Origin of the sequence: Streptomyces sp. NPDC001980 (assembly GCF_040296885.1) — a bacterium.
GTDB lineage: Bacteria > Actinomycetota > Actinomycetes > Streptomycetales > Streptomycetaceae > Streptomyces.
In genome coordinates, this window is record NZ_JBEOYD010000022.1 from 25,323 (window position 1) to 39,001 (window position 13,679).

Below are 13,679 nucleotides of genomic sequence, written 5' to 3' on the forward strand. Positions count from 1 at the left end.
GGTCATGCGGGGGTTCTCCAACAAGTACCGGGGTCCGGGACTGCGCACCGGACTCAGATGGAAGCTGAGCGCGGCGATCGCGCTGGTCGGCGCGCTGGTCGCGATCGCGCTGAGCCTGGTGGTGCACAACGCCGCCCGGGTCTCGATGCTGGACAACGCGCGCGAGCTGGCCAACGAGCGGCTGCAGATCGGCCAGCGCAACTACGAGCTGTACGGGAGGGCGAACTTCCCCGACGTCAAGGTCAACGACCCCCGGCTGCCGCCGGCCCTGCGCGAGCGGGTCGACGCGGGCCGCCGGGCGACCGACGTCATCGACCACGGCAGCGGCGCGCCGGACATCTGGGCCGCGGTGCAGGCCAAGGACGGGCGGGTGCTGTCCCTGCACAGCACCTTCGCGAACCGCAGCAGCAATGTGCTGAAGGACCTCGACCAGGCCCTGGTCATCGGGTCCATCGCGGTCGTCCTCGGCGGCAGCGCGCTCGGTGTGCTGATCGGCGGGCAGCTCTCGGTCCGGCTGCGCAAGGCGGCGGCCGCGGCCAACCAGGTCGCCCAGGGCGAGCCGGACGTGCGGGTGCGGGAGGCGATCGGCGGGGTCGTACGGGACGAGACCGACGACCTGGCGCGGGCCGTGGACGCCATGGCGGACGCGTTGCAGCAGCGCCTGGAGGCCGAGCGGCGGGTGACGGCCGACATCGCGCACGAGCTGCGTACGCCGGTGACCGGCCTGCTCACGGCGGCCGAGCTGCTGCCGCCCGGCCGTCCGACCGAGCTGGTCCTGGACCGGGCGAAGGCGATGCGCACCCTCGTCGAGGACGTGCTGGAGGTGGCCCGCCTCGACAGCGCCTCCGAGCGGGCCGAGCTGCAGGACATCATGCTGGGCGAGTTCGTCGCCCGGCGGGTGGCCGCGAAGGACCCGGAGATCGAGGTGCGGGTGGTGCACGAGTCGGAGGTGACCACGGATCCGCGCCGGCTGGAGCGGGTGCTGTTCAACCTGCTCGCCAACGCGGCCCGGCACGGCAAGCCGCCCATCGAGGTGACCGTCGAGGGCCGGGTCATCCGGGTCCGCGACCACGGTCCCGGCTTCCCCGAGAAACTCCTCGCCGAGGGGCCGAGCCGCTTCCGCACCGGCAGCGAGGACCGGGCCGGCCAGGGCCACGGCCTGGGCCTGACCATCGCGGCGGGCCAGGCCCGCGTCCTGGGCGCCCGCCTGACCTTCCGCAACATCCGCCCGGCCGGCGCACCCGCGCACATCCCGGCGGAGGGCGCGGTGGCCGTCCTGTGGCTCCCGGAGCACGCCCCGACGGCCACCGGCAGCTACCCGATGCTGCCGGGCCCGACCCAGGCGGGAAGCCGCTGAGAAACACCCCGGCCGCGCCTCGGGTGGGGGCCAGTCCGTACCTCAGGTGGGGGCCACGCCGTGCCTCGGGTGGGGACCAGTCCGTACCTCAGGTGGAGGCCACGAGGAGTTCCTCGCCGCGGGACGGGCGGAGTCCGTCGGTGCGGTCGGCGAAGTAGCGGTCGGCGAGTTCCTCCGCCGGGACGTGCCGGGTGTCCCGGAAGCCGGCCTCGCGGGCGAGGGCCGCCATCCGCTCGGGTGCGTAGAAGCTCAGGAAGGGCGTGCCCGAGGCCCGCGCGCCCCGCTGGGCCACCCGGAGCTGCTCCTGCTGGTCCGGCTCGACGTCCTCGATCGGCCGCAGGAACGTCGTGACCAGCGTCGACCCGGGGGCGAGCCGCGCGATGTGCCGGAAGGTGGCGGCGACGGCGTCCTCCGTGAGGTACATCGTGACCCCGGCGGACGCGACCACGGCCGGCCGGCGCGGATCGAACCCGACGGCCACCAGCTGCCCCCACCAGTCCCCCTCGAAGTCCACCGGCACCAGCGTCAGCCAGTCGGGCACCCCGTACCCCAGCTCGGTCAGCCGCCGCCGCTTCCAGGCCACGGCCCCGGCCCGGTCCGCCTCGAACACCCGCAGCCCGGCGGCCACCGCGTCGGCGGCCCGGCGCTGCGCGAAGGTGTCGAGCCCCGCGCCGAGAACGAGGTACTGGTCCACCCCGCGCCCGGCCTGCGCCACCACCAGGTCCTCGACGAACCGGGCCCGGGCCACGATGGACGCCCGGGTCCGCCGGGTGGCTTCGACGTCCATGTCCGGCCGGGCCCGCCAGCCCTCACCGTTCCCGTCTACGTCGCCGTCCCCGTCCCCGTCCCCGGCGTCCGGTTCGGCGAGCCGCAGCCCGACCTCGTCCTCGATGACGTACGGCGGCGCGTCGGCGCGCAGGTGCAGCGCCCGCCACAGGGCGGTGCGGACGGCGGTGTGATCGGGCCCGGCCTCCGTGGGCATGCTCAGAACTCCTTGGAGAAGTCGAGCTCTTCGCTGCGCTCGGTCAGCGAGTACCAGTTGCCGTTGTCGTCACGGAAGATCGCCTCGATGCCGTACGGCCGTTCCTTGGGCTCCTGGACGAACTCGACGCCCCGCGCCCTGAAGGTCTCGTAGTCGCCGCGGCAGTCGTCCGTGCGGAACGCGCCGGCCCCCATGGCCCCCTTGGCGACCAGCTTGCGCAGCGCCTCGGCGGACTCGGGGTCGAGGCCCGGTCCGTCCAGGCGCATCAGCGCGAGTTCGACGCCGGGCTGGTCCTTGGCGCCGACGGTGATCCACCGCATGTCGCCCATCGCGATGTCGGCGCGGACCTCGAAGCCGAGCTTCTCGGTGAAGAAGGCCTTGGTGCGCTGCTGGTCGAAGGTCCACACGGTGGTGATGGCCAGGCCCTGGATCATGGTTCCGCTCTCCTGCCTGCCCGGCCTTGGCCTCAGCCGCCGGACGGTCGCTGTTCCTGTCCGTCACCGTAGGCAGCGGGGTCCGGGCCACGCTTCTCGGAAGTTGCGCTTCTGGTCGGGAACCCGCCCGCCCAGAGCAGGGCGTAGCAGCCGGGGATGAGGGAGGCGCCGCGGCCGACGTGCTCGGTCCGGTACGCGGTGGGGCTGAGCCCGGTACGGGCCTTGAACTTCGCCGAGAAGGTGCCGAGGCTGCTGAAGCCGACCAGATGGCAGATCTCGGTGACGGTGAGGTCCGCGCTGCGGAGCATCTCCTCCGCCCGCTCGATCCTGCGGTGCGTCAGGTACTGGCCGGGGGTCTCGCCGTAGGCCTCCTTGAAGGCGCGCAGGAAGTGGTACCGCGAGTACCCGGCGTGCGCGGCGACCGCGTCGAGGTCCAGGGCGGGGTCGGCCCAGTCCCGGTCCATGGCGTCCTTGGCGAGGCGTAGCTGCCGCAGTTTGTCCACGCCGTCAATTCTCCACGCCGTCGATTCCCGGCCCGGAACGGCGAAGCGGGGGCCCCGGGGCGGTAACCCCCCGGAACCCCCGCACATCGATCAGACGGCATCGACCGCCGGGACATCGTTCGGTCTCGACCGCCGGGACATCGTTCAGACGGTCTCGGCCGCCGGAACCCTGGTCAGATGGCCTCGACCGCCGGCATCGGCGCCGCCTCGTCCGCCTTCTGCGGCCCGCCCCGCAGCGGGACCTCCTTCACGAAGACCGCCGCCACCAGCACCAGCACGGCGATCACGGCACCGAGCAGGAACGCCGAGTGGGTACCGGCCGACACCGCGTGCTGGTACGCCTCGCGGGCCGCCGCCGGCAGCTTCGCCAGGCTCTTCGCGTCCAGCTGCGCCGACTGCTCGGTGATCTTGGAGCCCAGCGAGCCGGCCCGCTCGGCCATGACGTTCTTGACCCGGTCGTTGAAGATCGCGCCCATGATGGCGACACCGAAGGACGAACCGAGCGTACGGAACAGGGTGGTGGACGAGGACGCGACGCCCATGTCCTTCATCTCCACGCTGTTCTGCGCGACCAGCATGGTGATCTGCATCAGGCAGCCCATGCCGAGGCCGACCACGGCCATGTAGACACCGGAGGTGAACCGGGTGGTGTCCGTGTCCATGGTGGACAGCAGGTACAGGCCGACGGTGAGCAGCACGCCGCCCGCGAGGGGGAAGATCTTGTAGCGGCCGGTGTTGGTGGTGACCCGGCCGGCGACCATCGAGGTCACCAGCATCGCGCCGAGCATCGGGAGCAGCAGCAGACCGGAGTTGGTCGCGGACGCGCCCTGCACGGACTGCTGGTACAGCGGCAGGAACAGCGTGGCGCCGAACATCACGAAGCCCACGATGAAGCCGATGATCGACATCAGGGTGAAGTTGCGGCTGCGGAAGATGTGCAGCGGCAGGACCGGCTCGGCGGCCTTGGTCTGCCAGAAGACGAAGCCGATCAGCGCGACGACGCCGATGGCGATCAGTTCCATGATCCGCGCGGACGTCCAGGCGTACTGGGAGCCGCCCCAGGTGGTGACCAGCACGATCGAGGTGATGCCGAGGGTCAGCAGACCGGCGCCGAGGTAGTCGATGCGCGTCTTGTTCCGCTTCCTCGGCAGGTGCAGTACGGCGCTGATGGCGGCCAGCGCGACCACGCCGAGCGGCAGGTTGATGTAGAAGGCCCAGCGCCAGCCCCAGTTGTCGGTGATGGTGCCGCCGACCAGCGGGCCGCCGATCATGGCGAGCGCCATGACGCCGGCCATCATGCCCTGGTACTTGCCGCGCTCGCGGGGCGGCACGAGGTCGCCGATGATCGCCATGACGCCGACCATCAGACCGCCGGCGCCGAGGCCCTGGATGGCCCGGAACCCGATCAGCTGGCCCATGTCCTGGGCCATGCCGCTGAGCGCGGAGCCGATCAGGAAGATGACTATGGAGGTCATGAAGGCGCCCTTGCGCCCGTACATGTCGCCGAGCTTGCCCCAGAGCGGGGTGGAGGCCGCGGTCGCGAGGGTGTAGGCGGTCACGACCCACGACAGGTGCTCCAGACCGCCCAGCTCACCCACGATCGTCGGCATCGCGGTGCCCACGATCATGTTGTCGAGCATCGCGAGCATCATCGCGACCATGAGCGCGAGCATCACGACCCGTACGCTCTTGGGCTCTTTCTCCGGTTGCGCGACCGCTTCCGGTGCCCCCGGTGTTTCCTGGCCGGTCTCGGCCGCCTGGGTGTCCGCCATCTCTCCCACTCCCCCTGGCGACAGCTACTTACTTGCCGCCCGGCTAGTTCAGTACACTCGGAAGTTAGACCCGTTACTAGCCGGGCGTCAAGTAAGTTCACTAGCCGGGCGGCAAGCAAGTTTTCGCGGGAGCACAAGGAGTAAGAGGATGAGCGTCACCATGGACGGCACGAAGCAGCAGCGCCGCGGGAACACCCGCCAGCGCATCCAGGACGTGGCGCTCGAACTCTTCGCCGAGCAGGGCTACGAGAAGACCTCCCTGCGGGAGATCGCCGAGCACCTCGACGTGACCAAGGCGGCCCTGTACTACCACTTCAAGACCAAGGAAGAGATCCTGGTCAGCGTCTTCGAGGACCTGACGCAGCCGATCGGGGACCTGATCGAGTGGGGCAAGGGCCAGCCGCACACCCTGGAGACCAAGCAGGAGATCGTACGGCGCTACCACCGGGCGCTGGGCGACGCCGAGCCGCTGTTCCGGTTCATGCAGGAGAACCAGGCGACGGTCCGGGAACTGAAGATCGGCGACACCTTCAAGGACCGGATGCGCGGCCTGCGGAACATCATCATCGACCCGGACGCGGCCCTGCCCGACCAGATCCGCTGCATCAGCGCGCTCTTCACGCTGCACGCCGGCATGTTCGTGATGCAGGACATCGAGGGCGACCCCCGGGAGAAGCGCGAGGCCGTCCTGGAGGTCGCCGTGGACCTGGTGACCCAGGCCCACCGGGGCTCGCACCCCGCGTAGCGCGCCGCGGTGCGCCTCACCCCTTAGACGATCACGCCCTTGGCGCGCAGGAAGGTGACGGGGTCGACCGCGGAGCCGTAGTTCGGGGTCGTCCGGATCTCGAAGTGCAGGTGCGGGCCGGAGGAGTTGCCGGTGTTGCCGGAGCGGGCGAGGTGCTGACCGGTCTTGACGATCTGGCCGACCCTGACGTCGATGCGGGACAGGTGGGCGTACTGCGAGTACTGGCCGTTGCCGTGCTTGACGACGATGGCGTTGCCGTACGCGGGACCGTCACCGGCGCCGTTGCCGCCGGCCTTGACGACGGTGCCGCCGTGCGCCGCGACGACCTCGGTGCCGCTCGGCACCGCGAAGTCCTGACCGCTGTGCCTGGCCGCCCACATGCCGCCGGCCTGGTTGAAGGTCGCGGAAAGCGTGTACTTCTTCACCGGGTCGACCCAGGCCGCGGCGCTGGAGGTGGCGGCCGACGCGACCCCGGACCCCACCACGGCCGTGACCCCGACGCCGGCGGCCAGAACGGCGGCCCGCTTGCGGAGCGAGGACGTACGGGGGGAACGGAGAGCGGCGCGCAGGGACATCGGAACCTCGTGGAGTAGACAACAGGGCCCCCGCCGGCACCGGCCCACGGGGGGGGCGGCCGCCGAACGGGGCATCTCTTGGTAACCCGGAGGCGGGCCTTCGCCCAACCCCCCGCATCTACGAGGCTTGCTAGTAAGAAAACCAAGAATTGACTGTTCCTTGAAGACTCCCCTTGGGCGACCAACCCCACCCCGACCTCGACGCCTCACCGATGAGCGTGAGACAAAAGCTCCTTCCAGCCTGATATCGGGCTCTACTATCCCTCTTGGTAAGGGCCATTTCACCCGTGCGGTATGTCACCGGTCCCTGCGATCCGCACCCGCCGAAATGTGACGGGCACTACGCTGACCGCCATGCGCACGACTGCGGGGGTGGGCGCGGATGGATCCGGCGGTACTCGGCACGAAGCTCGCGTCGAGCCTTGTCGCTCCGCTGGTGAAACGCCTCTTCGTACGTGACGCGGCCGGCGCCGGCCTGGTGGAACGGCCCGTACGGGTGTCCGCCCTGGTGTCCTTCCGGGGAGAGAAGCGCACGCTGGCCGAACCGGACGTGCACAAGATCGCCGGCGTCCTCGTCCGCACGGCCCTCCGGTCCCCGGGTGAGCGCCCGTTCCCGGCCGACGAGGAGACAGCCGTCACCGACGCCCTCGCCCGTACCCTGCTCGCGCTCGGCGACCTCGACATGGACGACGTCCAGGCGGTCCGCCTCGGCCACGGCGAGCTCGCCCGGGAACTGCTCCGCCGGGCCCCGACGGAAGAGCTCACCGCCGACGCCGAGCACTTCCTGCGTTCGGCCACCGAGTGGGCCTGCGTGCATGTGATCGACTTCTTCACCCGGCGCTCCTCCTTTGTCGCCCGCACCCTGGTGGAACAGGTCCGTGGCCAGGCCGAACTGATCTCCCGGGTGGACGAGCTGATCGCCCGCACCCCCCGCCGGGACGGACGCGACAGCGCATTCGAGCGCCGCTACCTCGCGTACATCGCCAAGAAGCACAGCAAGCTGTTCATCTACGGCATCGACCTGATCAACTCGCCCGGCCGCTGGCCACTGGACGCGGCGTACCTGAGCCTGCAGGCGACCGCGCCCAGCGGCCTGGCCGAGGAGATCGTCTATTTCGACACGGCCCGGCGGAACGCGGAACGGACCCTCATCGCGGCGGAGAACGCGTTACGGCAGGCGGTGACCGCAGGCCTGAGCCAGACCGCGCGGGAGCGCGTCCAGCAGGCCAAGGCCACCCTCGAACACGCCGTCTACCGCACCGCCTCCCTGGCCGCCCTGCATCAGACCTCCCGCATCCCGCTCCCGGCGGACGAGGCCCTGGCCGACCACGAGCGCATCATGCTGCGGGGAGAGGCCGGATCGGGCAAGACCACCCTCATCCAGTGGCTGGCCGTCTCCGCCGCCCGCCCCACCGGCGACAGCGGGCGCATGACGTATCTGCGCGACCGCATCCCGTTCGTCCTGCCGCTGCGGTCCCTGACCCGGCACGGGGGCCGGCTGCCCGCGCCCCAGCACTTCCTCGACGCCGTGGGCGCGGCGATCGCCGGGGAGCAGCCGGCCGGCTGGGAGGCACGAGTCCTGAGCGCCGGCCGCGGGCTCGTCCTCGTCGACGGAATCGACGAGGTACCCGAGGCCGAGCGAGCGCTGGCCCGGGCCTGGCTCGTGGACCTGGTCGACGCCTATCCGGGCAACCGGTGGCTGGTCACCTCCCGGCCCTCGGCCGTCAGGGAGGACTGGCTGGCCGACGAGTCCTTCACCGAACTGGTGCTGTCCCCGATGCGGCCGGAGGACGTGGTCTCCTTCGTCCGGCGCTGGCACACCGCCGCCCGGCCGGCCACCCCGGGGGACGACAGCGACCTCGACCGGTACCAGGCCCAGCTGATCCATGCCGTGCGCGCGAAACCCGATCTCGGCCGGCTCGCCACCAACCCCCTCATGTGCGGGCTGATCTGCGCCCTGCACCGCGACCGCCGCGGCTTCCTCCCGCTCGGCCGCAAGGAGTTGTACGAGGCCGCCCTCACCATGCTGCTGGCCCGCCGCGACCGGGAGCGCGGGATGCCGAGCCCGGAACTGCGGGAGGAACCGCAGTTGCAGATACTGCAGCGGCTGGCGTACTGGCTCATCAAGGACGGCCGGACCGAGATGGCCCGCGAGCGGGCCGTCGCCGAGATCGACAAGGCGCTGCCCGCCCTGCCCGAAGCGGCCGCGCTCGGCGACGCCGACACGGTGCTGGCCCACCTGCTGAACCGCAGCGGTCTGCTGCGAGCCCCGTCCACCGACACCATCGACTTCTGCCACCGCACCTTCCAGGACTTCCTGGGCGCCCGGGCCCTGCTCGACGAGGGCACCTTCGGGATGGTCCACAAACATGCCGCCGACGACCAGTGGGAAGACGTCATCCGCATGGCGGTGGCCCAGGGCCGGCCGCGCGACCGCGGTCAGATCCTGGGCGAGCTGCTGCGCGCGGACTCCCCGCGCGCCCTGCTGCTCGCCGCGTCCTGCCTGGAGCAGGCCACCGAGCTGGACCCGTCGGTGCGCACCGCCATCGAGAACGGTGTCGCCGGGCTGGTACCCCCGCCCGACCTGGAGTCCGCCTACGAACTGGCCGCCGTCGGCCCCCTCATCCTCGACTTCCTGCCCACCCCGCAGCAGCTCACCTCCTCCGGTGCAGAGACCCGCGCGGGCGACGGCGCCGCCGAGGCAGCCCACCTCTGTGTCATCACCGCCTCGCTGATCGGCACCGACACGGCGATCCCGTACCTCGCGGAGTTCGCCGACCACCCCTCCTGGCGGGTCCGCAAGCAGCTCTCGGGCTCCTGGCACCGGTTCGACACGGAGGTGTACGGACGGGAGGTGGTCGCCCGGCTCCGCCACGACGACCTGTACCTGGTCGCGCACTCCGCCGCCGAACTCGCGGCCGTCCGCGCGATGGGCGGCCGTCGCTGGATGCAACTGGAGGGCGACTTCGCCCCGGAGGACCTGACCGCCCATCTTGCCCCGGACCAGCTGACCAGGCTCGACCTGCGCGGCACCGTCCGGGACCTGTCGGTCCTGGCCCGTTTCCCCCGGCTGGAGACGCTGTACATCACCGAATGCCCGCCCGAGGTCTTCCTCGCCGGCCTGGCGGAGCTGCCCCTGCTCACCCAGGCCGGACTGTCGGCCCAGCACGCGGCCGTCTCCGCGCAGGCCGGGCTCGTCCTCCCCCAGGTCACCACTCTCCACGTCTACGACCTCGGCACGGAGCGGCAGTTGAGGTCCCTGCCGGCCGCCTTCCCGGCGCTGCGCGTGCTGCGCCTCCTGCTGCGACCGGGCTACGACCCCCGCAAGGACAGCGGGCTGCTGACCGAGCTCTTCCCCGGCGTGTCGGTACGGGTGGCCGAGGCGGCCCGTCGCGGCAACCACGAGTGACGTCCACGGTCCGCACCGTGTGATCGGCCTCTCAGCCGGGATTACCCTCCAGTAACCCCGCAGTTCCCCCTGCGCCATCCGGGCCTCAGATCATGCACCTGCCATCAGGTACGCGTACGGACGTGAGAGGACACCCCACACCGATGACCACAGGCACCTGGATCCGCCGCACAGCCGTTACCGCCGTCTCCGTGGCCGCGCTCGCCGGGCTGGCCGCGCCGGCCCAGGCCGCGACGGAGAGCAGCTCCACCACGGTCGACTACGCCACCTGGCAGCAGGACTGCCAGTCCGTGATGGACCAGGCCCTGCCCTACCTGAAGCAGCGCATCGCCGCCGCCGAGCCGGGCGAGAAGCAGGCGATCGTCTTCGACATCGACAACACCACCCTGGAGACCGACTTCGGCTTCAGCTACCCCCAGCCGGCCAACAAGCCGGTCCTGAACGTCGCCAAGTACGCCCAGGAGCACGGCGTCTCCCTGTTCTTCGTCACCGCGCGCCCCGGCATCATCTACCTGCCGACCGAGTACAACCTCGAACACGACGGCTACCAGGTCTCCGGCCTCTACGTCCGCGGCTTCCTCGACCTGTTCAAGGACGTCGCGGCCTACAAGACCGCCCAGCGCGTCGACATCGAGAACAAGGGCTACGACATCATCGCGAACATCGGCAACAGCGCCACCGACCTCTCGGGCGGCCACGCCGACAAGACGTTCAAGCTGCCGGACTACAACGGCCAGTTGTCGTAACTCACCGCTAGGCTCCATCCGTTCGCGGAAATCACGGGGGTGGGCGGATGGAGCCGGCGGTACTGGGCGGCAAGCTGGCGTCGAGCCTGATGGGCCCGCTGCTGAAGAAACTGTTCGTGGCGGACGGGCCGGGCGCGGGGCTGGTGGACCGGCCGGTGCGGCTGAAGAGCCTGGTGTCCTTCCGCGGCGAGAAGCGTGCACTGGTCGAGAAGGACGTGCACAAGCTCGCCGAACACCTGGTCCGACAGGCGGTCGACTCACCCGGTGAGCCGCCTTTCCGGACCAGGGAACAGATCGCCGTCGCCGACGCACTGGCCCGCAGACTGCTCGCGCTCGGCGATCTCGACATGGACGACGTGCAGGCGGTACGGCTGGGCCACCTCGAACTGGCCGCGAAGCTGCAGCACGTGGCACCCGCGCCCGACGGCCTCTCCTCCGACGCCTGCTACTTCCTCGACTCCGCGACGGAGTGGGCCTGCCTGCAGATCCTGGAGTTCTTCACCCGCCGCTCCACCTTTGTGGCCCGCACCCTGGTGGAACAGACTCGGGTCCATGCCGAACTGATCGCCAAGATCGATGAGCTGCTCGCCCGCTCACCACGCCCCGACGCCCGCGACACCGCATTCGAGCGCCGCTACCGCGCCTACGTCGCCGAACGCCACAACCACATCACCATCTACGGCCTCGACCTGCGGGACTCCCCCGACCGCTGGCCGCTCGAAGTGGCCTATCTGAGCCTGGAGGCGACGGCCGCCGACGACAGCGCCCTCCCCGGTGACGGCCCCGGCGCGGCCCCGGTCACCGTCCAGCTCCCCGCCGAGGAAGCCCTGCTCACCCACGACCGCGTCCTGCTGCGCGGCGACGCCGGTTCCGGCAAGACGACGCTGGTGCAGTGGCTGGCGGTGACGGCGGCACGCGAGGGCACGCACATCCCGTACGTCCTTCCGCTGCGCACCGTGATCCGCGGCTCCGGCGCTCTGCCCTTCCCCTCTTCCTTCGTAAGCGCGGTGAGCGCCCCGTTGTCCGCACCCGAGGGCTGGACGGAACGCGTCCTCCGAGCGGGCCGCGCCATGATCCTCGTCGACGGTCTGGACGAGATCCCCACCGTCGACCGCCGTTACGTCCGTGACTGGCTGCTCTCCCTCATCAACGCCTACCCGGGCAACCGCTGGCTGCTGACCTCCCGCCCCACCGCGGTCCGCCCGGACTGGCTCGCCGCACAGGGCTTCCGCGAACTGACCCTGGCCCCCATGCGCCGCACGGACGTGGCAACCTTCGTCCACCGCTGGCACACGGCGGCCGACGCCCCGCAGTTCGAGGGCCCGCTCCTCGACTCCCTGCGCACCAAACGCGACCTGGCCCGCCTCGCCACCAACCCCCTGATGTGCGGCCTGATCTGCGCCCTGCACCGGGAACGACGGGGCTACCTCCCGACCGGCCGCAAGGAACTCTACGACGCCGCCCTCACGATGCTGCTGGCCCGCCGCGACCGGGAGCGGGGCATGGGCTCGGTGGACGAGGTGGAGTTGAGCGAGGAGGCCCAGCTGGAGCTGCTGCAACGGCTCGCCTACGCGCTCGTGCTGAGCAACCGTACGGAGATGGACCTGGAGACCGCCGAAACGATCGTGGACCGCAGTCTGCCCTCCATCGCGCTGCCGCGGGGACAGTCGGACGCGTCGACGGTGCTGCGCACCCTGCTCCTCCGCAGCGGCCTGATCCGCCAACCCGCTGACGGGGTCCTGGACTTCGTCCACCGCACCTTCCAGGACTATCTCGGCGCCCGGTACGCGGTGGAGGAAGGCCACTTGAACGTCCTCGCCGACCATGCGGACGACACCCAGTGGGAGGACGTGATCCGCATGGCCGTAGCCCATGCGCGGCCCGGGGAACGGGCGTCGCTGCTACGGCGGTTGCTCGCTGCTCGGTCGCCCCGGCTGACCCTGCTGGCGCTGGCCTGCCTGGAGCATGCGGTGGCGCTGGACGCGGGCGTGCGGGCGGAGGTGGAGAGGCGGTCGGCGGAGCTGATCCCGCCGCAGACCAGGGAGGACGCGCAGACGCTCGCGGAGGCCGGGCCCCTGGTGCTGGAGCTGCTGCCGGGGCCCGAGGGGCTGACCGCGGAGGAGGCGCAGAGCGTCACCGTCACCGCCTCCCTGCTCGGCACCGAGGAGCCGGAGGGAGCCCTCGGAGTGCTGCGCCGGTTCCGCGAACACCGGGACCTCAAGGTGCGTCGGCAGCTGGTGGGGACCTGGAGCCGCTTCGACACCACGGTCTACGCGTCGGAGGTGCTGGACGAGCTGCGTCGCACAGGCCTCTACCTCACCTGTGAGTCCGCCGAGCAGCGTGCCGCTCTGACCGGGATGCGGCCTTGGCCCGGTCTCGCGTTCCTGGGCAGGCACTCGGTCGAACAGATCCTGGACGCGGTCCCCGAGCCCGGGGCCGTGACCCTCCTCGACCTGCGGGACAACCCGCTCCTCACGGACCTGGGCGACCTGTTGTCCTTCGGGTCCCTGCACGATCTGCTGCTGGCCCGCTGTCCGGCGGCGCACGGCCTGGAGCGGCTCGCGGAGCTTCCGCTCGCCGAGCTGATCTGCGGGCAGATCGCCGACGTCACGGGCCTGAGGTCGCTGGGCTCGCTCGTCCGGCTCACCGTGGAACAGGAGCTCCCGGGCGACAGCCTCAGCGAGGTGCTGCCCCTCGACGCGGCACTGGAGTTCCTCTTCCTCGGCCGGACCAGCACGAACCGCACCGGGCTGCGCGGCCTGGAGCACTGGACGAGCCTCACCGAACTCAGTCTCGGACCACTGACCGCGGAGCTGACGGCGGCCGACTGGCAGTCGGTGACCGGACTGCCCGGGCTGCGGACCCTGCATCTGAACGCGCGGATCCTGCGGGAACTGCCGCTCTCCGTCGATCGCATGCCGGAGCTCTCCGGCGTCGAGGTACTGCGCGTCCCCGGGCTGCTCGGCACCGAGGACTTCTCCGCCCTGGCACGCCGGCTGCCCGCCGTGCGCGCCGTGATCCTGCAGAACATGCCGGGGCACGCTTTTCCCACGTCCCGGTTCTCCGAGCACTTCCCGGGAGCGGACATCAGCCTGGTGAAACGCTGAAGGGGCCGGTGCTCCGAAAAGCACCGGCCCCTTCAAGGCACAGCCCTGA

Annotated in this window: 10 protein-coding genes; 5 read left to right on the forward strand and 5 right to left on the reverse strand. The window is 71.0% G+C overall.

Annotated elements, in window-relative coordinates:
• Positions 1 to 4 precede the first annotated feature (4 nt).
• The gene (gene cseC, locus ABT137_RS29575) at positions 5 to 1,357 is read left to right on the forward strand and encodes a two-component system sensor histidine kinase CseC (RefSeq protein ID WP_351714159.1); all 1,353 of its coding nucleotides are present in this window, start codon (positions 5 to 7) and stop codon (positions 1,355 to 1,357) included.
• An 88-nt stretch (positions 1,358 to 1,445) separates the two neighbouring features.
• Here cseC and ABT137_RS29580 read toward each other — a convergent pair whose 3' ends face one another.
• The 4 genes from ABT137_RS29580 to ABT137_RS29595 all read right to left on the reverse strand — a co-directional run bounded on the left by ABT137_RS29580 (position 1,446) and on the right by ABT137_RS29595 (position 5,048).
• Positions 1,446 to 2,339, reverse strand: coding sequence for a class I SAM-dependent methyltransferase (locus ABT137_RS29580; protein WP_351714160.1), 894 nt, complete (start codon positions 2,337 to 2,339; stop codon positions 1,446 to 1,448).
• Positions 2,340 to 2,341: 2 nt separating this feature from the next.
• A complete protein-coding gene (locus ABT137_RS29585; RefSeq protein WP_351714161.1) occupies positions 2,342 to 2,773 on the reverse strand; it encodes a VOC family protein in 432 nt (143 codons plus the stop codon).
• A gap of 32 nt (positions 2,774 to 2,805) precedes the next feature.
• Entirely contained in the window at positions 2,806 to 3,267 is a 462-nt protein-coding gene (locus tag ABT137_RS29590; RefSeq protein ID WP_351714260.1) for a helix-turn-helix transcriptional regulator, read from the reverse strand.
• Positions 3,268 to 3,449: 182 nt separating this feature from the next.
• Positions 3,450 to 5,048, reverse strand: coding sequence for an MDR family MFS transporter (locus tag ABT137_RS29595; RefSeq protein WP_351714162.1), 1,599 nt, complete (start codon positions 5,046 to 5,048; stop codon positions 3,450 to 3,452).
• Positions 5,049 to 5,196: 148 nt separating this feature from the next.
• On the opposite strand from ABT137_RS29595, the gene ABT137_RS29600 reads away from it, so the two are divergent.
• Positions 5,197 to 5,793, forward strand: a complete 597-nt coding sequence (locus ABT137_RS29600) for a TetR/AcrR family transcriptional regulator (protein WP_351714163.1) — start codon at positions 5,197 to 5,199, stop codon at positions 5,791 to 5,793.
• Between the two features lie 23 nt (positions 5,794 to 5,816).
• Here ABT137_RS29600 and ABT137_RS29605 read toward each other — a convergent pair whose 3' ends face one another.
• The gene (locus ABT137_RS29605; RefSeq protein WP_351714164.1) at positions 5,817 to 6,368 is read right to left on the reverse strand and encodes a M23 family metallopeptidase; all 552 of its coding nucleotides are present in this window, start codon (positions 6,366 to 6,368) and stop codon (positions 5,817 to 5,819) included.
• A gap of 382 nt (positions 6,369 to 6,750) precedes the next feature.
• On the opposite strand from ABT137_RS29605, the gene ABT137_RS29610 reads away from it, so the two are divergent.
• The 3 genes from ABT137_RS29610 to ABT137_RS29620 all read left to right on the forward strand — a co-directional run bounded on the left by ABT137_RS29610 (position 6,751) and on the right by ABT137_RS29620 (position 13,630).
• Positions 6,751 to 9,777, forward strand: coding sequence for an NACHT domain-containing protein (locus ABT137_RS29610; RefSeq protein WP_351714165.1), 3,027 nt, complete (start codon positions 6,751 to 6,753; stop codon positions 9,775 to 9,777).
• Between the two features lie 143 nt (positions 9,778 to 9,920).
• A complete protein-coding gene (locus ABT137_RS29615; RefSeq protein WP_351714166.1) occupies positions 9,921 to 10,523 on the forward strand; it encodes an HAD family acid phosphatase in 603 nt (200 codons plus the stop codon).
• Positions 10,524 to 10,570: 47 nt separating this feature from the next.
• Positions 10,571 to 13,630, forward strand: coding sequence for an NACHT domain-containing protein (locus ABT137_RS29620; protein ID WP_351714167.1), 3,060 nt, complete (start codon positions 10,571 to 10,573; stop codon positions 13,628 to 13,630).
• Positions 13,631 to 13,679 lie beyond the last annotated feature (49 nt).

Excerpts from the sequence above, each read along its gene's own strand:
- ABT137_RS29605 (WP_351714164.1), bottom strand. The coding sequence starts at position 6,368 with ATGTCCCTGCGCGCCGCTCTCCGTTCCCCCCGTACGTCCTCGCTCCGC.
- ABT137_RS29620 (WP_351714167.1), top strand. The coding sequence starts at position 10,571 with ATGGAGCCGGCGGTACTGGGCGGCAAGCTGGCGTCGAGCCTGATGGGC.
- cseC (WP_351714159.1), top strand. The coding sequence starts at position 5 with ATGCGGGGGTTCTCCAACAAGTACCGGGGTCCGGGACTGCGCACCGGA.
- ABT137_RS29600 (WP_351714163.1), top strand. The coding sequence starts at position 5,197 with ATGAGCGTCACCATGGACGGCACGAAGCAGCAGCGCCGCGGGAACACC.
- ABT137_RS29615 (WP_351714166.1), top strand. The coding sequence starts at position 9,921 with ATGACCACAGGCACCTGGATCCGCCGCACAGCCGTTACCGCCGTCTCC.
- ABT137_RS29595 (WP_351714162.1), bottom strand. The coding sequence starts at position 5,048 with ATGGCGGACACCCAGGCGGCCGAGACCGGCCAGGAAACACCGGGGGCA.
- ABT137_RS29610 (WP_351714165.1), top strand. The coding sequence starts at position 6,751 with ATGGATCCGGCGGTACTCGGCACGAAGCTCGCGTCGAGCCTTGTCGCT.
- ABT137_RS29585 (WP_351714161.1), bottom strand. The coding sequence starts at position 2,773 with ATGATCCAGGGCCTGGCCATCACCACCGTGTGGACCTTCGACCAGCAG.
- ABT137_RS29580 (WP_351714160.1), bottom strand. The coding sequence starts at position 2,339 with ATGCCCACGGAGGCCGGGCCCGATCACACCGCCGTCCGCACCGCCCTG.